Genomic DNA, 20868 nt, shown 5'->3' with positions numbered 1-20868 from the left:
AAAAGGGCGGTTTGATCACCGCCCTTTTTTGGTTTTATCCACCTGCAAGGCTTGGCTTAAAGCGGAGTTTATCGCTTCAGGCGCGCCAGCAGGCTGGATGTGTCCCAGCGTCCGCCCCCCATGGATTGCACTTCGGCGTAAAGTTGGTCCACCAGGGCGGTGATAGGGAGGCGTGCTCTGTTGTTTGCGGCTTCACGCAAACAAATGGATAGATCTTTGCGCATCAGGTCTACGGCGAATCCGTGCTCGTATTCTCCGGCGATCATGGTTTTGTGCCGATTGTCCATTTGCCAGGACTGTGCTGCTCCTTTGGAGAGAACATTCACCACTTGTTGTGGGTCGAGATCGGCCTGTTCGGCGAAGTGTAGCGCTTCCGCCAGACCTTGGACTAATCCGGCGATGGCGATCTGGTTGGCCATCTTTGTCAGCTGTCCGCTGCCTGCTTGCCCCATGTGGGTTGCGGCTCGGCTGTAATGTTTGAATAGGGTCTCGGCTTTTGCAAAGTCTTTTGCTTCCCCGCCGCACATAATGGTTAAAGCGCCGTTCTCTGCGCCTTGTTGTCCGCCGGATACAGGGGCGTCAAGAAAGCCGATATTGCGTTCTTGGGCTGCTTCAAACAGTTCTTTGGCGACGCTGGCTGAGGCGGTGGTGTGATCGATAATCAGGGAGCCTTTGCGTAACTGATTGATTAGGCCTTCTTCGCCTAAAAAGATGCTGCGCAGGTCGTTGTCGTCGCCGACGCAAGAGATAATCACATCACATTGGGCGGCGTCCCGCAGCTTGCGAATGAACTTGCCGGTGTGGGTCTTCAGCCAGCGTTCTGACTTCTCGACGTTGCGGTTGTAAACGGTGACCTGGTGGCCATTGTTGGCGAGGTGGCCGGCCATCGGGAATCCCATGACGCCGAGGCCGATGAAGCAAATTCTTCCTAATACGGCGGTTTCGGTTGATTCCATGTTTGTATTCCTGGAGTGGTTAAATCCAATGGGTTGATAGTGCATGGGGCGCTTCAATAAAGAAAGGCCGCATGAGCGGCCTTTGCAAGTAAACCCGCAAACTAATTATTTGCTTGGGTAATCTCTGGTGGTGTGTCCAGTGTACAACTGGCGCGGGCGGCCGATCCGGTAGGATGAGCTCACCATTTCGTGCCAGTGAGAGAACCAGCCGATCGTTCTCGCCATGGCGAAGATGACCGTGAACATGGAAACTGGAATGCCTACGGCGCGCAGGATGATGCCAGAGTAAAAGTCTACGTTGGGGTAGAGCTTCTTCTCTACGAAGTAGGGGTCTTCCAGGGCGATACGCTCCAGTTCGCGGGCGATGCGGAACAGTGGGTCATTTTCACAGCCCAGCTCTTTCAGCACGTCGTCGCAGGTCTGCTTCATGACTTTTGCGCGCGGGTCGAAGTTTTTGTAAACCCGGTGACCAAAGCCCATCAGGCGGAAAGGGTCGCTCTTGTCTTTGGCGCGCTTGATGAATTCCGGAATGCGGGACTCATCGCCGATTTCCAGAAGCATGTTCAATACAGCTTCATTGGCGCCGCCATGCGCAGGTCCCCATAGCGCAGCGATGCCGGATGCAATGCAGGCGAAGGGGTTGGCGCCGGAAGAGCCGGCCAGGCGAACGGTTGAGGTGGAGGCGTTTTGCTCATGGTCCGCATGCAATACAAAAATGCGGTCCATGGCCTTGGCCACTACAGGGTTAACCTGATAGGGCTCGCAGGGGGTGCCGAACATCATGTGTAGAAAATTACCGGCATAGTCCAGATCATTTCTGGGGTACATGAAAGGCTGGCCGGTGGAGTACTTGTAGCACATCGCCGCCAATGTCGGCATTTTCGCCATCAGGCGGAACGCCGCGATTTCGCGGTGGTGCTCGTCAGAGAAGTCCATGGTGTCGTGATAGAAGGCGGACAGGGCGCCGACCACGCCACACATGATCGCCATCGGGTGAGCGTCGCGGCGGAAACCGTTGAAGAAGTTTCTCAGCTGCTCATGGATCATGGTGTGATTTTTTACCGTGCTACGGAATTCCTCCGCCTGCTCCGCGGTAGGCAGCTCCCCATGTATCAGTAAGTAGCAGACTTCAAGATAGTCGGACTTTTCGGCCAACTGTTCTATAGGATACCCACGGTGTAGTAATACGCCATTGGCGCCATCTATATAAGTGATTTGCGATTCGCAGGCTGCGGTTGATACGAAGCCTGGATCGTAGGTAAACAAACCTTCCTCAACCAATCCTCTGACATCTATGACGTCTGGGCCGGTGGTGCCGGAATAAACCGGAAGCTCGATTGTTTTACCATTGACCGATAACGTCGCTTTCTTGTCAGTCATGGTGCTCTCCTATATCGACTTAAAGTGATGCGTACGTGTTTACCGGGAAGGGCGCGGCGCGCCTGTAGGCCCCCGGTCGTGTTTACAGGCCGACTTCTAAGTAGGTCTGACGTTTGTTGCGCAATGGCGTCGGTCGCATCCTGCGCCGGTTAGGTCCGGCGGGCGGCGGTTGACGCTCGTCAGTGGCCTCTCAGCCTTTATTCTGGCTTTATACAAGGTCGGCTTAATAAAAAGCGAGGTCATAATAATGGTCTAACTGACTTTTTTTAAGCCCTTGTAATGAAAATACTGCCGATGGTGTTTAAAAAACACCAATTAAAATAGCTTATAAAGAGCAATTGGGTTGCTCTATAGGTAAAGAAAAAGCAGATTTCGTATACGTAAAAAATACCTCCGGGTATTGAGCCGAGGGGCTTTGCGCTGCGTATGAGAGAATGAAATGCTGGGTGAAATTCGAAAAGCTCATGTCCGGCGCTAAATTAAGTGGCTTATAAGCGGTTGTTGCGTTTGTAATTTACCAGGTGGGAAACTATAATCTGCAACCCGTAAGCGGAGGCCTCATAAGGATTCCCGCCGCCAAATAGGTCCATTCTTAAATAATCCGCCTGTATGGCTATAATCGAGTGTGAAGCTGTGAATAGCAAAAGACCTGTTAATCTAGATCTGACGAAATTCCATTTTCCTCTACCCGCAATTACATCTATTCTGCATCGGATATCGGGTGTAATTATCTTCATTGCAATGGCGTTCCTGTTGTGGGGGCTCGACGCATCTCTGGCGAGTAAGGAAAGTTTCGCTTCCCTTCAGTCAGTCATGGACAGTTTTCTTGCGAAACTGATTCTCTGGGGCATTCTCGCCGCACTGTTTTATCACTTCGTCGCTGGCGTCAAACATCTCATCATGGATGCTGGAATCGGTGAAACCCTGAAGGGCGGTCAGATCGCAGCGAAGGTTGTGATAGTCGTGTCTGTTGTGCTCATTCTGTTGGCGGGAGTTTGGATATGGTAACCAGCGTCACCAATTTAGGCCGTAGCGGCGCATATGATTGGATGGTGCAGCGGGTCTCCGCTGTCGTATTAGCTCTTTATACTGCATTCATGGTCGGCGTCCTGGTGTTTACGCCGGATCTGACCTATGAAGTATGGAGCGCATTGTTCGCCAAGACTTGGATGAGGATTTTTTCCCTGGCTGCGCTGGTGGCGCTTGGCGCGCACGCGTGGATCGGTTTGTGGACGATTACCACCGACTACATGAAAAACGGCGTGATCCGTTTCGTCGCTCAAGCGGCGTGCGGGGCCATCATGTTCGTTTACTTCATCTGGGGCGTGCAAATTTTGTGGGGGCTGTAATCCATGTCAAAGCTTAGAACTCTCTCTTACGATGCGATCGTAATCGGCGGCGGCGGCGCCGGTATGCGTGCGGCGCTGCAATTGACGCAGTCCGGCGTAAAAACCGCTTGTATCACCAAAGTATTCCCAACGCGCTCCCACACTGTTTCCGCTCAGGGTGGGATCACTTGCGCCATCGCCAGCGCAGATCCAAACGATGACTGGCGCTGGCATATGTACGACACCGTCAAGGGGTCTGACTATATCGGCGACCAGGACGCAATTGAATATATGTGTTCGGTAGGCCCGCAAGCGGTATTTGAACTTGAACACATGGGGTTGCCTTTCTCCCGTACAGAGACAGGGCGTATCTATCAGCGTCCTTTCGGCGGCCAGTCCAAAGATTTCGGTAAGGGCGGTCAGGCGGCTCGCACTTGCGCGGCGGCGGACCGTACCGGCCATGCTCTCCTGCACACCTTGTATCAGGGTAACCTGCGCGGCGGCACAACTTTTCTGAATGAATGGTATGCGGTGGACCTGGTGAAAAACCAGGCGGGCGCAGTGGTCGGCGTAACGGCTATTTGTATCGAGACCGGTGAAACCGTATACGTTAAAGCCAAGGCGACAGTTATGGCTACCGGTGGGGCGGGGCGTATATACGCCTCCACCACTAACGCATTGATTAACACTGGCGACGGCGTTGGTATGGCTCTGCGCGCAGGTTTTCCTGCGCAAGATATGGAAATGTGGCAATTCCACCCGACAGGCATCGCTGGCGCTGGAGTGCTGGTGACGGAAGGCTGTCGCGGCGAAGGCGGTTACTTGGTCAATGGCGAAGGTGAGCGTTTTATGGAGCGCTATGCGCCCAACGCGAAAGATCTGGCTGGTCGTGATGTCGTGGCGCGCTCCATGATCATGGAAATTCTCGAAGGTCGTGGCTGCGGGCCCAACAAAGATCACGTACTGCTGAAGCTGGATCACTTGGGTGAAGAGACGCTGCATTTGCGTTTACCGGGTATCGTTGAGCTGTCCAAAACCTTTGCGCATGTCGATCCAGCGAAAGAGCCTATTCCTGTAGTTCCGACCTGTCACTATATGATGGGCGGCATTCCAACCAACATTGGCGGTCAGGCGTTGACTCAAGACGCGCAAGGCAACGACAAAGTTATCGATGGCCTGTTCGCCTGCGGCGAAGCCGCTTGTGTATCCGTACATGGCGCAAACCGTTTGGGCGGCAATTCGCTGCTGGACTTGGTTGTATTTGGTCGTGCAGCGGGTCTTCACATCGAGAAAATGTTGAAAGACGGCTATGGTGTGGATGAGGCTTCGGAATCCGATATCGATGCAACCATGGCGCGTCTGGACAGATTGAATAGCGGCTCCGGTTCCGAAAAAGTGGCGGAAGTACGTAAAGACCTGCAGAACACCATGCAGCTATATTTTGGCGTATTCCGCGATGGCGAAAGCATGCAGAAAGGCTTGAAGCTGCTGGAAGAGCTTGGCGGCCGCATTAAGAATACTGTTCTTGAAGACAAGAGCATGGCGTTCAATACAGCGCGCATTGAAGCTTTGGAGCTGGATAACCTGTACGAAGTCGCCTATGCGACTGCGGTAGCGGCGGAAGTGAGAAAGGAAAGCCGTGGCGCGCACGCCCGTAACGATTATACCGAACGGGACGACACTGAGTGGTTGAAGCATTCGCTATACTTTCCTGCGGAAAAGCGGGTCAGCAAGCGCGATGTTAACTTCGCACCCAAAATCGTGGAGCCATTTCCTCCGAAAGCTCGTAGTTACTAGTGTCGTTGGGGAGACAGAGTTATGTTGGTAAGCATCTATCGTTATAATCCGGAAGTGGACGAAGCTCCCTACATGCAGGATGTGGAGCTGGAAGTTCCTGAAGGCAAGGACCTGATGGTTCTGGATGTGCTGGGTCTTATGAAAGAAAAAGATCCGACGTTGGCGTACCGTCGCTCGTGCCGGGAAGGCGTTTGCGGTTCCGACGGCATGAACATGAACGGAAAAAATGGCTTGGCGTGCATCACCTCACTTTCTCAAGTGGTGAAGAACAACAAGCTGATATTGCGTCCGCTACCAGGTTTGCCGGTCATTCGTGATTTGGTTGTAGATATGGCGATTTTCTACAAGCAATACGAAAAAATTAAGCCGTTCCTGGTGAACGACAATCCGCCTCCAGCGGTAGAGCGTCTGCAGTCTCCAGAAGAGCGTGAAAAGCTGGATGGTCTGTATGAATGTATTTTGTGCGCATGTTGTTCAACTTCATGTCCGTCGTTCTGGTGGAACCCAGATAAATTCGTTGGTCCCGCTGGCTTGTTGCAGGCATACAGATTCCTCGTTGACAGCCGCGATACATCTACAAATGAAAGATTGGCGAATCTCGACGACCCGTTTAGCGTATTCCGCTGCCGGGGAATCATGAATTGCGTGAGCGTATGTCCAAAAGGTCTGAATCCAACCAGAGCTATCGGACATATCCGCAATATGCTCTTACAGCGTGCAACTTAAAATTATAATTTAAAAAATTACACTGTTACGGTCGTTGCTGAATTAGCTGTCTATACTATGAAGCTAATACCGCGCGTGTCACATAACACGCGCGAAATAAACAAACTGAACTGGTAGGAAATCCACTCCCTTCATCGATTGGACGGGGTGGTTTACTGTTGTAAACCTACGGGGTTATGCAGATGTCCTCTGCGCTATCTGTGGTTTGGCACGCCTTTGCGACGCTGGAACGAGCCGTAATCAGTGGCCTTAAGCAGATAGTTCCCTGATGCAACCAAGGCGAGCTATATGCACGAAAGCACGATGGAGCAGCTGTGGCGGACTTCCCATTTGGCAGGTGGGAATTTTGCCTATGTTGAGCAACTCTATGAGACCTATCTCACCGATCCTAACGGCATACCCCAGGCCTGGCGTGAGTATTTCGACAAACTGCCAAAAGAGGAAGGGCTGCCCAGTCAGGATATTCCTCACTCCGTCATTAAAGAGCAGTTCCTGAAGCTGTCCCGCAGGCGTGCTACGGCTGTCGAAGCCAGCCCTTCATCTTTAGTCAGTACTGAGCACGAACGTAAACAGGTTAAGGTGCTGCAGCTGATTAACACCTACCGTTTTCGCGGACATCAAAAAGCCAAGCTGGACCCGCTCAACCTCATGATGCGCGAACATGTCGCGGACCTGGAGTTGGAATACCATGGTTTGACCAAAGCAGACCTGGATACTGTATTTCAGACTGGCTCATTGTGCTTCGGCGTAGAAACCATGACTTTCGGCGAAATTATTCGTGGTTTGGAGTTTACCTACTGCGATACCGTCGGCGCTGAATACATGCATATCGTCAACACTGAAGAAAAGCGCTGGGTTCAGCAGCGTCTTGAATCAGTGCGCTCGCATCCTGTCTACGAGAAAGACCGTCGCTATCACTTGTTGGAAAGATTGAGTGCGGCGGAAGGCCTTGAAAAGTATTTGTCCTCACGTTACCCAGGCACCAAACGCTTCGGTCTTGAAGGTGGCGAAAGCTTGATTCCTTTGCTGGATGAATTAATTCAGCGCGCGGGAAGCTACGGCGCGAAAGAAATTGTTATTGGTATGGCGCACCGTGGTCGTCTTAACGTCCTGGTTAATACATTGGGCAAAAACCCCAAAGCCTTGTTTGATGAATTCGAAGGCAAGCGCCTGCTGGACGAAGGCTCTGGGGATGTGAAGTACCACCAGGGCTTCTCCTCCAACGTTCTCACGCCGGGCGGCGAAGTTCACTTGGCGTTGGCGTTCAACCCTTCGCATCTGGAAATTGTTTCGCCTGTAGTTGAGGGGTCTGTAAGGGCGCGCCAAGAGCGTCGTGACGACACTGCCGGTGATGCGGTTGTGCCTATTATCATGCACGGTGACGCGGCTTTCGCTGGCCAAGGCGTCGTGATGGAAACTTTCCAGATGAGCCAGACACGTGGTTATGGTGTTGGCGGCACCGTCCACATCATTATCAACAATCAGGTTGGCTTCACTACTCACCGCCGCGAAGATGCGCGCTCCACTGAATATTGCACCGACGTCGCGAAAATGGTGCAAGCGCCGATTTTCCATGTTAACGGTGATGATCCAGAAGCGGTTCTGTTCGTTACTCAGGTTGCGATGGACTATCGCAACACCTTCAAGAAGGACGTGGTTATCGACTTGTTGTGCTATCGTCGTCGCGGTCACAACGAAGCGGATGAGCCTTCTGCGACTCAGCCGTTGATGTATCAATGCATCAAAAGCCTGCCAACCACCCGCCAGTTATACGCTCAGCGGTTGATTAACGAAGGCGTCATCACTGAGGAAGAATCCGCTCGCTTGGAAAACGAATATCGCGATCTGCTGGATAAGGGCGGTCACGTCGTTAAAAGCTTGGTGAAAGAGCCTAATAAAGAGTTGTTTGTTGACTGGTCTCCCTACCTGGGCCACCAGTGGACAGCTAAGTGCAAGACTGGCATCAATCTTAAAGCGTTGCAGAAGCTCGGCCGGAAAATGGATGTGCTGCCTGACGGATTTGTGCCTCAACGTCAGGTCTCCAAAATCTTGGAAGACCGCAAGAAAATGACTCAGAGCGCCATGCCGGTGAACTGGGGATATGCAGAAGTTATGGCGTACGCGACTTTGTTGCATGAAGGCCATAGCGTACGTCTTACTGGTCAGGATGTCGGTCGCGGCACTTTCTCGCACAGACACGCCGTTCTTCACAACCAGAAAGACGGCGGTTTGCACGTTCCGCTTCAACACTTGGCGGAAGGTCAGCCTACATTCGATATTTACGACTCTTATCTTTCTGAAGAAGCGGTTCTGGCGTTTGAATATGGCTACGCCACCACCAACCCGAAGACATTGGTGATTTGGGAAGCGCAGTTCGGCGACTTCGCCAATGGCGCTCAGGTGGTGATCGACCAATTCATCACCAGCGGTGAGCACAAGTGGGGCCGTTTATGTGGTCTGACCATGTTGCTGCCGCACGGCTATGAAGGGCAAGGGCCTGAGCACTCTTCAGCGCGGCTGGAGCGTTACCTGCAATTGTGCGCCGAGCACAATATTCAGGTCTGCGTGCCGACCACGCCTGCGCAGGTATTCCATATGTTGCGTCGTCAGGTTAAGCGTCCATTGCGTAAACCTCTCGTGGCGATGAGCCCGAAGAGTCTGTTGCGGCATAAAGACGCGGTGTCCACGGTTGAGGAGCTAGCCGAAGGCCATTTCCACACTGTGCTTGGCGAGATCGACGATCATATCGATCCGAAGCAAGTCCGTCGGGTCATTATGTGCAGTGGTAAGGTGTATTACGACTTGTTGGACAAGCGTCGTAATGAAAACATACAGGACGTGGCGATTATCCGCATTGAGCAGTTGTACCCGTTCCCCGAAGATGATTTGGAAGAGGTTCTGTCTGTGTACAAGAAGCTGACCAATATCGTCTGGTGTCAGGAAGAGCCAATGAACCAGGGCGCTTGGTACTGCAGTCAGCACCATATGCGTAACGTCCTCGCGAAGACGCACCCGAAACTCTACCTCGAGTATGCTGGACGTCCGGGCTCTGCAGCTCCTGCTGCTGGCTATGGCCATGTCCATGCGGAAGAGCAGGCTAAATTAGTTAACGATGCCTTTACTATTTAAACAGGCGCTTAGTTAGTACAAAGGATAAAAGATGGCGATCGAAATTAAAGCTCCTACTTTCCCAGAGTCCGTCGCGGACGGCGTAGTGGCGACTTGGCATAAAAAACCTGGGGAATCCGTGGCTAGGGACGAGCTACTGGTCGATATCGAGACGGATAAAGTGGTGCTCGAGGTAGTGGCGCCCGCAGCCGGCGTCATTGAGAAAGTTCTCAAAGGCGAAGGCGAGACGGTGCTTAGCGAAGAAGTTATTGCTGTATTCAAAGAAGGCGCGGCTGGAACGGCGGCGCCTGCTGCAGCGGATGAAAAGCCTCAAGCGGCACCTGCGGCCTCTGAAGCCAAGGCGGGTCAGGAAGCGATTCTAAGCCCTTCCGCGCGCAAGATGGCGGAAGAGAACAATCTGAATCCATCCGACATTCAAGGCACAGGCAAAGGCGGTAGAGTAACCAAGGAAGACGTGATCAATCACTTGTCTTCCAATACGACCAGTGTTACTGCGGAAGTGAAATCTTCCGCTCAACCTGCGGCGGCTCCAACTATGCCTGCCGTCGAATCTCCAGCGGGCGCGCGTCCTGAGAAGCGCGTGCCGATGACCCGTCTGCGCGCAAGCATCGCGCGCCGCCTGCTGGATGCTCAGCACAACTCCGCAATGCTGACTACCTTCAACGAAGTCAACATGAAGCCGATCATGGATCTGCGCAAGCAATACAAAGATCTGTTCGAGAAGCGTCATAATGGCGTGAAGCTTGGCTTTATGTCTTTCTTCGTTAAGGCGGCCTGTGAAGCGCTGAAGCGTTTCCCCGCAGTGAATGCCTCTATCGACGGCAACGACATCGTTTATCACGGTTATCAAGATGTTGGCGTGGCGGTTTCCACTGAGCGCGGTCTGGTCGTGCCTATTCTGCGTGATGCAGATCAAATGGGACTGGCGGAAATTGAATCCACGATTGGCGATTTCGGTAAGAAAGCGCGTGATGGCAAGCTGTCTATTGATGACATGACTGGCGGAACGTTCACCATTTCCAATGGCGGCGTTTTCGGCTCATTGATGTCTACGCCAATTCTGAACCCGCCGCAAACCGCTATTATGGGTATGCACAAGATCCAGGAGCGTCCGATGGCTGTAAACGGCCAAGTGGTTATTCTGCCGATGATGTACCTGGCGCTGTCATACGACCACCGCATGATCGACGGTAAGGAAGCGGTACAGTTTTTGGTGACCATCAAGGATCTGTTGGAAGATCCTGCGCGGATTCTGCTGGATATCTGATTCAGCGTTTTCGCCGCCGAGTTTTCCGGCGCGCCATGCTCCCTCCGCGAGGTTGCGGAGGGGCATTGTCGGAAAACCTTTTATGTACCTATAACTAAGAATTGGAAAGTAATATGGCAGATAAATTCGACGTAATCGTCATCGGTGCGGGTCCCGGTGGATATGTCGCTGCGATACGCGCGGCGCAGCTCGGATTGAAAACGGCGTGCGTGGAAAAATGGAGCAACGAAGCAGGTAAGCCAGTTTTTGGCGGCACCTGCCTGAACGTGGGATGTATCCCTTCCAAGGCGCTGCTGGAGTCTTCACACAAATTCGAAGAAGCCAAACACGACTTTGAAACCCACGGCATCATGGCGAAAGACGTTTCTGTCGACGTAGCCAAAATGCAGGACCGAAAAAACAACATCGTCAAGAACCTGACTCAGGGCATCGCTTCTCTGTTCAAGGCGAATGCCGTCACTTCCATTCATGGCGCAGGCAAAGTGCTGGCCAACAAGCAAGTGGAAGTTACTGACAACGCGGGCAATGTTACCGTATATGATGCAGAAAACGTCATCATCGCAACGGGCTCCCGTCCAGTCGAAATTCCTCCTACTCCGCTTAACGAGCATGTTGTCGACTCTACCGGCGCGCTGGAATTCAGCGAAGTTCCCAAGCGTCTTGGCGTTATCGGCGCTGGCGTTATCGGTCTGGAGCTAGGCAGCGTCTGGGCGCGTCTTGGCTCAGAGGTAGTGGTGCTGGAAGCGCAGGATACTTTTCTGGGCGCAGTAGATCAGCAACTGGCTAAAGACGCGCTCAAGCAGTTCGCCAAGCAGGGGTTGGATATTCGTCTGCGCGCCCGTGTGACAGGCTCTGAAGTGAAGCGTGGCGTGGTGAAAGTGTCTTATAGCGACACCAAAGGCGACCACGAACTGAAAGTGGACAAGCTGATTGTCGCAGTCGGCCGTGCGCCGAATACCGATAACCTGCTTGCTCCAGACTCAGGCGTAAACCTGGACGAGCGCGGTTTCATCTTTGTTGATGATCAGTGCAAGACCAACATGCCGGGCGTATGGGCTATCGGCGATGTTGTACGCGGTCCCATGCTTGCCCACAAAGCTTCAGAAGAAGGTATTGTGGTGGCGGAGCGTATCGCGGGCCACAAAGGTCACGTCAACTATGACTGCATTCCCTGGGTTATCTACACCCATCCAGAAATCGCCTGGGTAGGTAAGACAGAAGAGCAGCTGAAGGCGGAAGGCGAAGAGTACAAAGTCGGCACATTCCCATTCGCCGCCAGCGGTCGCGCTATGGCCGCCAATACGACAATGGGCATGGTGAAGATTCTGGCTCATAAGGACACAGACCGTATTCTGGGTATGCATATCGTGGGCCCTCAGGCGTCAGAAATGATCGCTCAGGGCGTTATTGCGATGGAATTCGGCTCCAGCTCCGAAGACTTGGCCATGACTGTATTCGCGCATCCCACGCTTTCCGAAGCGGTGCACGAAGCGGCTTTGGCTGTGGAAGGCAAAGCCATCCACATTGCCCAGCGCAAGAAGCGCTAAGGCTGAACAAGGAGGGGCGCGCCCCTCCTTTTGTTTTGAGAGCGTCGGGAAGGAACGCGATCGCCCCTTCGGCGAATGCGGCGTAGTTAAGACGTCAAAGCGTCTGACTGGCTATCGTTGAAGAGACAGGGCGCCGGATTGGGCTCTCGGTATAAAAGAGTGTGTTAGAGAGGTCACCTAAGCGGACATAGCGCAGTTTTGCGCGCAGGCTGAGAAGTATGAGTCTCACCCTAGAAGCCTGCTCGCGAGAACGAGAAACGTTGTGCTCGTTTGCACGGTGGTAAATAAGTCGAAAGCTGACTAAAAAGCGGAAAACGTTATGAATCTTCATGAGTATCAAGCTAAGCAACTCTTTGCGGACTATGGTCTGCCCGTTTCCAAGGGCTTTGCCTGTGAGTCCGCACAAGAGGCCATGTCTGCAGCTGACTCCATTGGCGGAAGCCAGTGGGTGGTTAAAGCGCAGGTTCACGCAGGCGGCCGCGGTAAAGCGGGTGGCGTTAAGTTAGTATCTTCCAAGGAAGAGATTAAGGCATTTGCTGAGAAGTGGCTTGGTCATAACCTGGTAACCTATCAGACCGACGAGAAAGGTCAGCCTGTTAACAAGATTCTGGTTGAGTCCTGCACAGACATCGATCAGGAGCTGTATCTGGGCGCGGTAATGGATCGCGGTACGCGTCGCATCGTATTCATGGCGTCTACCGAAGGCGGCGTTGAAATCGAGAAAGTCGCTGAAGAGACCCCTGAAAAAATCCTGAAAGCCGTTATCGACCCGCTGGTGGGCGCGCAGCCTTACCAAGCGCGCGAACTGGCGTTCGCACTGGGTCTGAACAGCGATCAGGTCAAGCAGTTCACCAAAATTTTCCTGGGCTTGGCGAAACTGTTCCAAGACCTGGATCTGGCGTTGCTGGAAGTGAACCCGCTGGTTATCACCAAAGGCGGCAACCTGCACTGTCTGGACGCGAAAGTGGTTGTCGACGGCAACGCACTGTACCGTCAGCCGCGCATCCGCGACATGCATGACCCTTCGCAGGAAGACCCACGCGAAGCTCACGCAGCCAAGTGGGAATTGAACTACGTTGCGCTGGAAGGCAACATCGGCTGTATGGTTAACGGCGCAGGCTTGGCCATGGGCACCATGGACATCGTTAAGCTGCACGGCGGCGCGCCCGCTAACTTCCTGGACGTAGGCGGCGGCGCGACCAAAGAGCGCGTTACCGAAGCGTTCAAAATCATTCTCTCCGACGACAACGTAAAAGCGGTTCTGGTTAACATCTTCGGCGGCATCGTTCGTTGCGACCTGATTGCTGACGGCATCATCGGCGCTGTGGAAGAAGTTGGCGTCAAGATTCCTGTAGTCGTACGTCTGGAAGGCAACAATGCCGAGCTGGGCGCTAAGAAACTTGCCGACAGCGGGTTGAACATTATCGCAGCGGAAAGTCTGACTCATGCTGCTGAAGCCGTGGTTAAAGCAGCGGAGGGTAAATAATGAGTATTTTGATCGACAAAAATACCAAGGTCATCTGCCAGGGTTTCACTGGCTCCCAGGGCACATTCCATTCAGAGCAGGCGATTGCGTACGGCACCAAAATGGTTGGCGGCGTGACTCCTGGCAAAGGCGGTCAGACTCACCTGGGCTTGCCTGTGTTCAATACAGTTAAAGAAGCGGTAGAGCAAACTGGCGCGGAAGCGTCTGTTATCTACGTTCCTGCGCCTTTCTGTAAAGACTCCATCCTGGAAGCGGCTAACGCAGGCATCAAACTGATCGTGTGCATCACTGAAGGCATTCCTACTCTGGACATGCTGGAAGCGAAAGTGAAGTGCGACGAGCTGGGCGTGCGTCTGATCGGACCTAACTGCCCGGGCGTTATCACTCCTGGCGAATGCAAGATCGGCATCATGCCTGGTCACATTCACAAGCCCGGTAAAGTCGGCATCGTTTCCCGTTCCGGCACCCTGACTTATGAAGCTGTTAAGCAAACCACCGACTTCGGTTTCGGCCAGTCCACTTGCGTGGGCATCGGCGGCGACCCGATTCCTGGCTCCAACTTCATCGATATTCTGGAAATGTTCCAGAAAGACGCTCAGACTGAAGCAATCGTCATGATCGGTGAAATCGGCGGAACTGCGGAAGAAGAAGCGGCGGAGTTCATCAAGAATAACGTCACCAAGCCTGTTGTTTCTTACATCGCTGGCGTCACTGCGCCTGCTGGTAAGCGTATGGGCCACGCTGGCGCGATCATCGCGGGCGGTAAAGGCACTGCGGCTGAAAAGTTTGCAGCGCTGGAGCAAGCTGGCGTTAAAACAGTGAGAAGTCTGGCCGATATCGGCAAGGCGCTGGCTGAAGTGACTGGCTGGAAATAAGCTTTCCGTCTGTCTGAGAAGCCGCCGTGTGGCGGCTTTTCTATTTTGGGGCGAAGGCTATCGGCTTCGCCCCCGTTGCTATCACGGCCGGCATTCTACTCCCAAATTTCACTCCCGCCCTTTTAACGCTATAATCCCACGCAATTAGGCTCATTTTTGGCGTAATTTCTGACGCCGTCATAACTGGTACTTTAATAATAACTTGGGGAAATAACTTGGCCTCTGTGGATTCGCAGCGTCGTGTGTTGTCGGGAATGCGACCGACGGGAAAACTTCATCTGGGTCATTACCATGGAGTGCTGAAAAACTGGGTACAGCTGCAGCATGAGTACGAATGTTTCTTCTTCGTCGCCGATTGGCATGCTCTGACCACCCATTATGAGACCCCTTACGACATCGAACAGTCCGTATGGGAAATGGTGACCGATTGGCTGGCCGCGGGCATCAATCCAGGCTCCGCCACTATGTTCGTGCAGTCTCGGGTGCCGGAGCACGCGGAGCTGCACCTTCTCTTATCCATGATCACGCCTTTAGGCTGGCTGGAGAGAGTGCCGACCTATAAAGATCAGCAGGAAAAACTCAAAGAAAGGGACCTGGCCACCTATGGCTTTCTAGGTTATCCGCTGCTGCAGAGCGCAGATATTCTGGTGTACCGCGCCGGCTGGGCGCCGGTAGGCGCGGATCAGGTCTCGCACATTGAAATGACACGCGAAGTGGCGCGTCGTTTCAACCATCTTTATGGCCGTGAACCGGGCTTTGAAGAGCAGGCGGAGGCGGCGATCAAGAGAATGGGCAAGAAGACCGCCAAACTGTATGAAAACCTGCGCAAGCGATATTTGGAGCAGGGGGACGCGGAGGCGTTGGAAACAGCGCGGGCGCTGTTGCGGGATCAGCAAAATATCTCACTTGGCGACAGAGAGCGCTTATACGGATTTCTCGAAGGCGGGGGCAAAGTTATTCTGCCCGAGCCTCAGCCCTTGCTGACGCCCGAAGCAAAAATGCCGGGGCTGGACGGACAGAAAATGTCTAAGTCCTACGGCAATACAATTGGGTTGCGTGAAGAAGCAGACAGCATTTCGGAAAAAGTTCGCACCATGCAGACAGATCCGCAGCGGGTGCGACGCACTGATCCGGGCGACCCGGATAAATGTCCCGTGTGGCAGTTACATCAGGTGTACTCCGACGAGGCGACCAAGTCCTGGGCGCAACAAGGCTGTCGTTCTGCGGGCATTGGTTGTATCGAATGTAAAAAGCCGGTGGCGGACGCCATCATTGAAGAACAACGCCCAATGCGCGAGCGCGCCAAGCGCTACGAAGAAGATCCCGGGCTGGTGCGCAGCATTATCGCAGAAGGTTGCGATCACGCCAGAGACGCCGCTAAGGCGACCTTGGAAGAAGTCCGCAGCGCCATAGGTCTGGCGTACGACTGACAATGCAAAACGCTGACGCCCCCCCGGATAGCCAGACGGAGCAGCTTCCTGTTCAGCAGGAACTGCCACTGGCGATGGTGGGGGGCAGTCCGTTTACCGAGCTGCCTACGGATTTATATATTCCACCGGACGCACTGGAAGTGTTCCTGGAGTCGTTTGAGGGCCCGCTGGATCTGTTGTTGTACCTTATCCGCCGGCAGAACATGGATATCCTTGATATTAACGTTTCGGAAGTCACCCGCCAGTATATGGACTACATCCGGGTCATGGAGGATATGCGGTTCGAGTTGGCGGCGGAATATCTGGTGATGGCGGCGATGCTGGCGGAAATAAAATCCCGCTTCCTGTTGCCGCGACGCAAGGACGACGAAGAGGAAGAAGACGATCCCCGTGCGGAGTTGATTCGGCGCTTGCAGGAATATGAGCGCTTCAAAACCGCAGCCGAGCGGATTGATGAATTACCGCGTATGGATCGGGACTTCTATTCGGCGAATCCGGAAATACCGAAGCTGCAGCGTGAAAAGAAGCACCCGGATGTGACGTTGACGGAGGTGCTGCTGGCGCTGCAGGAAGTGCTGAAACGTTCAGAGTTGTTTGAACATCACCAGATTGAAAAGGAAAAGCTCTCCACTCGGGAGCGCATGACCCAGATCCTGGAGAGAGTATCGGCGGACCACTTCACCCTGTTTACGGATTTGTTTCCCTTTGATGAAGGCAAACTGGGCGTCGTAGTAACCTTTTTAGCGGTGTTGGAACTGGTGAAAGAATCTTTGTTGGAGCTGGTTCAAACCGAGATGTTTGGCGAAATCCACGTCCGCGCCAGGGGAGAAGTGGAGAAAGAGCCTGAGACGGAAACGAGTGAAGGTGACGATGGCGGTTAATCTGACACAGTTGATCGAGGCGATGCTGTTCGCGAGCGATAGACCTCTGACGGTGGATCAGTTGATGACGATGTTCGTCGAGGACTTTACGCCGCCGCAACGGGATGAGATTAAAGCCGCGCTTAGAGAATTGACGGCGGCTTATGCGGATCGTGCGGTCAACCTGGTGGAAGTGGCCAGCGGTTATCGGTTCCAGGTGCGCGATGAGTTTGCGCCCTGGGTCGGGCGTCTGACGGAAGAGCGTCCGCAACGGTATTCCCGTGCGATGCTGGAAACGTTGGCGATCATCGCTTATCGGCAGCCCATTACTCGCGGCGACATTGAAGACATTCGCGGCGTTGCGGTCAGCAGCCAGATCATGAAAACGCTGCAGGAAAGAGAATGGGTGCGCGTCGTTGGCCATAAAGACGTACCGGGCAGACCGGCGCTTTTCGCCACCACGCGCCAATTTCTCGACTACTTTAATTTAAAGACACTGGATCAGTTGCCGCCGTTGGCGGAAGTCAGAAGCCTGGAAGAAATCGGCCGGGCTCTGGAACTGGATCTGCAAGCAAATGCGGCGGACGCTTCCGAAACCATGGAAGCCGATCCGCCATCCTCCGACGCCACATTGCATTGATGAGGGTGTTGGTGATTACAGTTAAGGCGAAATAGATGATAGAACCTTCCGGTGAAAAGGCGCAGGGCGAGAAACTACAGAAAGTGATCGCCCGGCAAGGGCTTGCCTCCCGTAGAGAGGCTGAAGAGTGGATCAGCGGTGGTCGCGTGCGCGTCAACGGCAAAGTCGCGCATTTGGGCGACCGCGTCACCGCTGAGGACAAGATCTCGGTCGACGGCCACAAGATCGCCATGGTGGACGCCGAGGAAACCATGGTGTTGGTTTACAACAAGCCGGAAGGCGAGGTCACCAGCCGCAAGGACCCGGAAGGTCGTCCCACTGTATTTGCGCGCTTACCTAAGCTGAAAAGCGGGCGCTGGGTAGCGGTTGGGCGTCTGGATATCAACACCACAGGACTGCTGATTTTCACGACAGATGGCGAACTCGCTAACAGATTGATGCATCCTTCTTCACAGATTGACCGTGAGTACGCGGTGCGTGTGCATGGCGAAGTGACTGAAGAAATGGTGACCCGACTGCAGGACGGCGTGCTGCTGGAAGACGGCCTCGCCAAATTCTCGGATATCAAGGAAGCCGGTGGTAGCGGCAGCAACCGTTGGTTTCACGTCGTGTTACAGGAAGGCCGCAACCGCGAAGTGCGTCGCCTTTGGGAGTCTCAAGGCGTTACTGTCAGTCGATTGAAACGTGTGCGTTACGGGTACATGTTCCTGCCCAGCCGTGTTCGTTTAGGCAACTGGGAAATGGCGGGGCAGAAAGACGTCAATGTGCTCTATGAAATGGCGGGAATGGCGCCCAAGACTGTTGCTTCCCTGACGCCGCAGGCCCGGGAAAAGCTACAGCGCCAACAGGGCAAAAGCGGCGCATCCAAACCTAAACCCTCCACAGGTCGCCCGGGATCTCGCGCTCCGGCGCGCAAGCCCGTCGAGGCTCCAGACGAACGCAGGAGCAAGTCCGCGCGTCATCCCTCTGACCGTAAGCCCAGCCCAGGCAGACGTAAACCCTAGCTGAGGCGGAAACCGCGGCGAACTCAGTTCGCCGCCTGGGTTAGCGTTTCTTCCTGATCCTGAGATGCCACTTTTGTTCTGTTGCGGCCAGTGTGTTTGGCCTTGTAAAGGGCCTGGTCAGCCCGCTCCAGAAAGTCGTTGCGGCTTTCCAGGCCGTCATAGGTGGCGACGCCGATACTGATTGTGACGGCGATATCCTTGCCATCATACTGGAAACAGGTGTTCGCTACTGCCTCGCGAATACGCTCAGCAATGGCGTAAGCGCCTTCTGTTTCAGTTTTGGCCAGCAGCATCGCGAATTCTTCGCCGCCAAAACGGAAGCACAGATCGGAGTCGCGACTATTGTCCTGTACAACTTCCGCCAGTTGCTGCAGTAATGCGTCACCTGCGGCGTGGCCGTAGGTATCGTTTACTTTCTTGAAGTAGTCAATGTCAAAAAACAGCATTGAAAGCTTGTACTTGTAACGGGTGGCCAGCGACACTTCTCTATGCAGCTGATAATCGAAAGCCCGTTTATTAGCGACGCCGGTCAGTGAATCCGATAGCGCCGCATTCATCGCCTCCTGATAACGCAGCGCGTTGCGCAGGGGGTATATCAGGCTGCCAAGCAGGGTCTCGACGATATAGGTGTCATTTTCAGAAAAGCGGTCGCTACGGTAGAAAGTGATTTCCCCCAGAGCTTCTTCCGCCAGCGTCAGTCGATAATTCAGTTGGTGCGGCGTTCCCCGCTTGCGGGCTCCGCAAGTGAGGTTGTTATAAATATGGGAATATCCGTCTATGGCGACCAGCGCTCGGGCTTCTCCCAGAAATATCTGCAGTAACTCTTCAACTTCAAGCGTCGTTTGCAGCTTGCGCAGCATTACCCCTGCGACATGTTCCAGCCGCAAGGTCAGCGAGTCATTGGAAGTGGCGAGGGCAACAACCTTGTTATCAGCGCTCATTCGTTCTGTGGTCAGGTTGGACATGGAATGCTCCCGTCGATAGATACTACATGCGTGTTGCGTATGCCTTGAGTTATCCGCCGTCAGCGGCGAAAACGGCGCCTTCAAGGTTAACTTTGCCATTTCAATGCCAGCGAATTTTAATTCTTTGAAAAACAGCGATATGGGGTGATTAGGACATAGGCAGAAGCTTGCCGGTGCGACGAGGATTCGGCGTTGAGGAAGGGGAGACCGGCAACAGGCGTCAAATTGTTGTCGGCCGCCAGAGCGGAAAAGGTCTTATGGTTGTTTGGGGTTTGCGGCGATCTCTGTATCGTGTTGATAGTAATCGTTCACTCTGGGGTCCATAACCTTGCGCCAGAGTGGCGGAACCAGCGCCAACAACACCATCGTGGCGTAGCCCGCGGGCAGTTGCGGCGCGCTTTCGTGATGCCTTAGCGCCTGATAGCGGCGCTTGGCGTTGGCGTGATGGTCTGAATGCCGCTGTAGTTGAAACAGCAGCAGATTGGTTAACAGGTAATTGGAGTTCCATGAGTGACGGTGTGAGACGCGCTCATAGCTCCCGTCCTCGTTGGCCTGCCGGTGTAAGCCATAGTGCTCCAGGTAGTTGACGGTCTCCAGCAGCAGTACGGCGATCAGCCCCTGGCCGATAAAAAACAATGCCCCCATAGCCCCCCAGGCCAACGAGAATCCTGTCAAAAGCACGACGCTGACGCTGTACCACCATAATAGTTCGTTGTAAGGGGACAGTAGCGTCCGCCCTTTTCTTGCCAGACGACCCCTTTCCAGCGCCCAGGCGCTTTTGACGTTGCAGGCGATGGCGTGAGGCAGGAACTGATAGAGGGATTGACCGTAGCGGGACGACGAGGCATCCGCTGGAGTAGAAACATGGACGTGGTGCCCGCGGACGTGTTCTACCTTGAATCCGCCATAGCCCACCATGGCGAGCAGCAGTCCCCCTGCTGTTTGCTCCAGAAAAGAGTTTTTGTGGATCAGTTCATGGGCGACAGTGATTGCCAGACCGCCGCCGACTCCGATGGAAACCAACCATCCGGCTTTACCTAACCAGCTGTACAGGTCGCTGCTGAACACCTGTGCGCCCCAGATAATGAGGGCTAGATAGGCGGGCGCGCAGAGCAAGGTCAGGAGAGGGTAGTACAGACTCCTCTCCAAGCGAGACGTGTGCAACTGATCATCCGGGTTGCTGGCGTCTTTACCAATGATGGCGTCTAGTATCGGAATGACGCCGAATACGAACAGAAGGGTCATCCAGGCGGTTGCATCGCCAAGCTCAAATCGAGTGGCCAGCATCCAGCTCAGGAAGGGGAGACATAAAGGGACCGTAAAAATCAAATACCCCCATTTTTTTATTTTCAGCATGAGTTGTGGGCGAATAGATCCAAGCATGGCAGGCTCCTTTTTCTTGTTATTTGAGGTGTGACTTTGTTTTATTGTTTGACAATCAGACAATTTGATCAAGCGATTTTTACTTTTACTCCTTC

At 53.8% G+C, this 20868-nt stretch carries 17 protein-coding genes; 13 read left to right on the top strand and 4 right to left on the bottom strand.

What is annotated here, in order from left to right:
* Window positions 1-68 precede the first annotated feature (68 nt).
* Together AC2IBB_RS24210 and gltA are read right to left on the bottom strand one after the other, a co-directional pair.
* Window positions 69-956, bottom strand: coding sequence for an NAD(P)-dependent oxidoreductase (locus tag AC2IBB_RS24210; protein ID WP_486329279.1), 888 nt, complete (start codon window positions 954-956; stop codon window positions 69-71).
* Window positions 957-1061: 105 nt separating this feature from the next.
* Window positions 1062-2336: a citrate synthase gene (gene gltA, locus AC2IBB_RS24205; RefSeq protein ID WP_486329278.1), complete on the bottom strand. Its 1275-nt coding sequence runs from the start codon at window positions 2334-2336 to the stop codon at window positions 1062-1064.
* A gap of 633 nt (window positions 2337-2969) precedes the next feature.
* Here gltA and sdhC point away from each other — a divergent pair.
* The 13 genes from sdhC (at window position 2970) to rluB (ending at window position 18425) form a co-directional block, all read left to right on the top strand.
* Window positions 2970-3344, top strand: a complete 375-nt coding sequence (gene sdhC / locus AC2IBB_RS24200; protein WP_486329277.1) for a succinate dehydrogenase, cytochrome b556 subunit — start codon at window positions 2970-2972, stop codon at window positions 3342-3344.
* Complete coding sequence (sdhD, locus tag AC2IBB_RS24195) at window positions 3338-3685, top strand: succinate dehydrogenase, hydrophobic membrane anchor protein (RefSeq protein ID WP_486329276.1); 348 nt, start codon at window positions 3338-3340, stop codon at window positions 3683-3685. The genes sdhC and sdhD overlap by 7 nt, the downstream gene beginning before the upstream one ends.
* A gap of 3 nt (window positions 3686-3688) precedes the next feature.
* The gene (gene sdhA, locus AC2IBB_RS24190; protein ID WP_486329275.1) at window positions 3689-5461 is read left to right on the top strand and encodes a succinate dehydrogenase flavoprotein subunit; all 1773 of its coding nucleotides are present in this window, start codon (window positions 3689-3691) and stop codon (window positions 5459-5461) included.
* Window positions 5462-5482: 21 nt separating this feature from the next.
* On the top strand, window positions 5483-6187 hold the full coding sequence (locus AC2IBB_RS24185; RefSeq protein WP_486329274.1) for a succinate dehydrogenase iron-sulfur subunit: 705 nt from the start codon (window positions 5483-5485) through the stop codon (window positions 6185-6187).
* Window positions 6188-6475: 288 nt separating this feature from the next.
* Window positions 6476-9316 carry a 2-oxoglutarate dehydrogenase E1 component gene (locus AC2IBB_RS24180; protein WP_486329273.1) on the top strand — a complete coding sequence of 947 codons (2841 nt, stop codon included), beginning with the start codon at window positions 6476-6478 and terminating at the stop codon, window positions 9314-9316.
* Between the two features lie 31 nt (window positions 9317-9347).
* Window positions 9348-10583, top strand: coding sequence for a 2-oxoglutarate dehydrogenase complex dihydrolipoyllysine-residue succinyltransferase (gene odhB, locus AC2IBB_RS24175; RefSeq protein ID WP_486329272.1), 1236 nt, complete (start codon window positions 9348-9350; stop codon window positions 10581-10583).
* Window positions 10584-10696: 113 nt separating this feature from the next.
* Complete coding sequence (lpdA, locus tag AC2IBB_RS24170) at window positions 10697-12130, top strand: dihydrolipoyl dehydrogenase (protein ID WP_486329271.1); 1434 nt, start codon at window positions 10697-10699, stop codon at window positions 12128-12130.
* A 319-nt stretch (window positions 12131-12449) separates the two neighbouring features.
* Window positions 12450-13616 (top strand): ADP-forming succinate--CoA ligase subunit beta, encoded by a 1167-nt coding sequence (gene sucC / locus AC2IBB_RS24165; RefSeq protein WP_011398504.1) that lies wholly within the window; start codon window positions 12450-12452, stop codon window positions 13614-13616.
* Window positions 13616-14491 carry a succinate--CoA ligase subunit alpha gene (sucD, locus tag AC2IBB_RS24160; RefSeq protein ID WP_486329270.1) on the top strand — a complete coding sequence of 292 codons (876 nt, stop codon included), beginning with the start codon at window positions 13616-13618 and terminating at the stop codon, window positions 14489-14491. Before sucC ends, sucD begins: the two co-directional genes overlap by 1 nt.
* 254 nt (window positions 14492-14745) lie before the next feature.
* Window positions 14746-15921 (top strand): tryptophan--tRNA ligase, encoded by a 1176-nt coding sequence (locus tag AC2IBB_RS24155; protein WP_486333998.1) that lies wholly within the window; start codon window positions 14746-14748, stop codon window positions 15919-15921.
* A gap of 2 nt (window positions 15922-15923) precedes the next feature.
* Window positions 15924-16802 carry a segregation and condensation protein A gene (locus AC2IBB_RS24150; protein ID WP_486329269.1) on the top strand — a complete coding sequence of 293 codons (879 nt, stop codon included), beginning with the start codon at window positions 15924-15926 and terminating at the stop codon, window positions 16800-16802.
* Entirely contained in the window at window positions 16792-17421 is a 630-nt protein-coding gene (scpB, locus tag AC2IBB_RS24145; RefSeq protein ID WP_486329268.1) for an SMC-Scp complex subunit ScpB, read from the top strand. The genes AC2IBB_RS24150 and scpB overlap by 11 nt, the downstream gene beginning before the upstream one ends.
* Window positions 17422-17456: 35 nt before the next feature.
* Complete coding sequence (rluB, locus tag AC2IBB_RS24140) at window positions 17457-18425, top strand: 23S rRNA pseudouridine(2605) synthase RluB (protein ID WP_486329267.1); 969 nt, start codon at window positions 17457-17459, stop codon at window positions 18423-18425.
* Window positions 18426-18448: 23 nt separating this feature from the next.
* Here the strand turns inward: rluB and AC2IBB_RS24135 are convergent, their stop codons facing one another.
* A complete protein-coding gene (locus tag AC2IBB_RS24135; protein ID WP_486329266.1) occupies window positions 18449-19489 on the bottom strand; it encodes a GGDEF domain-containing protein in 1041 nt (346 codons plus the stop codon).
* A gap of 156 nt (window positions 19490-19645) precedes the next feature.
* Window positions 19646-20773 carry an alkane 1-monooxygenase gene (locus tag AC2IBB_RS24130; RefSeq protein ID WP_486329265.1) on the bottom strand — a complete coding sequence of 376 codons (1128 nt, stop codon included), beginning with the start codon at window positions 20771-20773 and terminating at the stop codon, window positions 19646-19648.
* Window positions 20774-20868: the final 95 nt, after the last annotated feature.

This window comes from Hahella sp. NS-SX17 (genome assembly GCF_057367735.1).
Note: the sequence above shows the minus strand (reverse complement) of the source record. Positions and strands in the feature narration are given on the sequence as shown.

What these genes read in the sequence shown, in the direction of transcription:
- AC2IBB_RS24210 (WP_486329279.1), bottom strand. Translation starts at nt 956, where the DNA reads ATGGAATCAACCGAAACCGCCGTATTAGGAAGAATTTGCTTCATCGGC.
- gltA (WP_486329278.1), bottom strand. Translation starts at nt 2,336, where the DNA reads ATGACTGACAAGAAAGCGACGTTATCGGTCAATGGTAAAACAATCGAG.
- sdhD (WP_486329276.1), top strand. Translation starts at nt 3,338, where the DNA reads ATGGTAACCAGCGTCACCAATTTAGGCCGTAGCGGCGCATATGATTGG.
- sdhA (WP_486329275.1), top strand. Translation starts at nt 3,689, where the DNA reads ATGTCAAAGCTTAGAACTCTCTCTTACGATGCGATCGTAATCGGCGGC.
- AC2IBB_RS24185 (WP_486329274.1), top strand. Translation starts at nt 5,483, where the DNA reads ATGTTGGTAAGCATCTATCGTTATAATCCGGAAGTGGACGAAGCTCCC.
- AC2IBB_RS24180 (WP_486329273.1), top strand. Translation starts at nt 6,476, where the DNA reads ATGCACGAAAGCACGATGGAGCAGCTGTGGCGGACTTCCCATTTGGCA.
- odhB (WP_486329272.1), top strand. Translation starts at nt 9,348, where the DNA reads ATGGCGATCGAAATTAAAGCTCCTACTTTCCCAGAGTCCGTCGCGGAC.
- lpdA (WP_486329271.1), top strand. Translation starts at nt 10,697, where the DNA reads ATGGCAGATAAATTCGACGTAATCGTCATCGGTGCGGGTCCCGGTGGA.
- sucC (WP_011398504.1), top strand. Translation starts at nt 12,450, where the DNA reads ATGAATCTTCATGAGTATCAAGCTAAGCAACTCTTTGCGGACTATGGT.
- sucD (WP_486329270.1), top strand. Translation starts at nt 13,616, where the DNA reads ATGAGTATTTTGATCGACAAAAATACCAAGGTCATCTGCCAGGGTTTC.
- AC2IBB_RS24155 (WP_486333998.1), top strand. Translation starts at nt 14,746, where the DNA reads ATGCGACCGACGGGAAAACTTCATCTGGGTCATTACCATGGAGTGCTG.
- AC2IBB_RS24150 (WP_486329269.1), top strand. Translation starts at nt 15,924, where the DNA reads ATGCAAAACGCTGACGCCCCCCCGGATAGCCAGACGGAGCAGCTTCCT.
- scpB (WP_486329268.1), top strand. Translation starts at nt 16,792, where the DNA reads ATGGCGGTTAATCTGACACAGTTGATCGAGGCGATGCTGTTCGCGAGC.
- rluB (WP_486329267.1), top strand. Translation starts at nt 17,457, where the DNA reads ATGATAGAACCTTCCGGTGAAAAGGCGCAGGGCGAGAAACTACAGAAA.
- AC2IBB_RS24135 (WP_486329266.1), bottom strand. Translation starts at nt 19,489, where the DNA reads ATGGCAAAGTTAACCTTGAAGGCGCCGTTTTCGCCGCTGACGGCGGAT.
- AC2IBB_RS24130 (WP_486329265.1), bottom strand. Translation starts at nt 20,773, where the DNA reads ATGCTTGGATCTATTCGCCCACAACTCATGCTGAAAATAAAAAAATGG.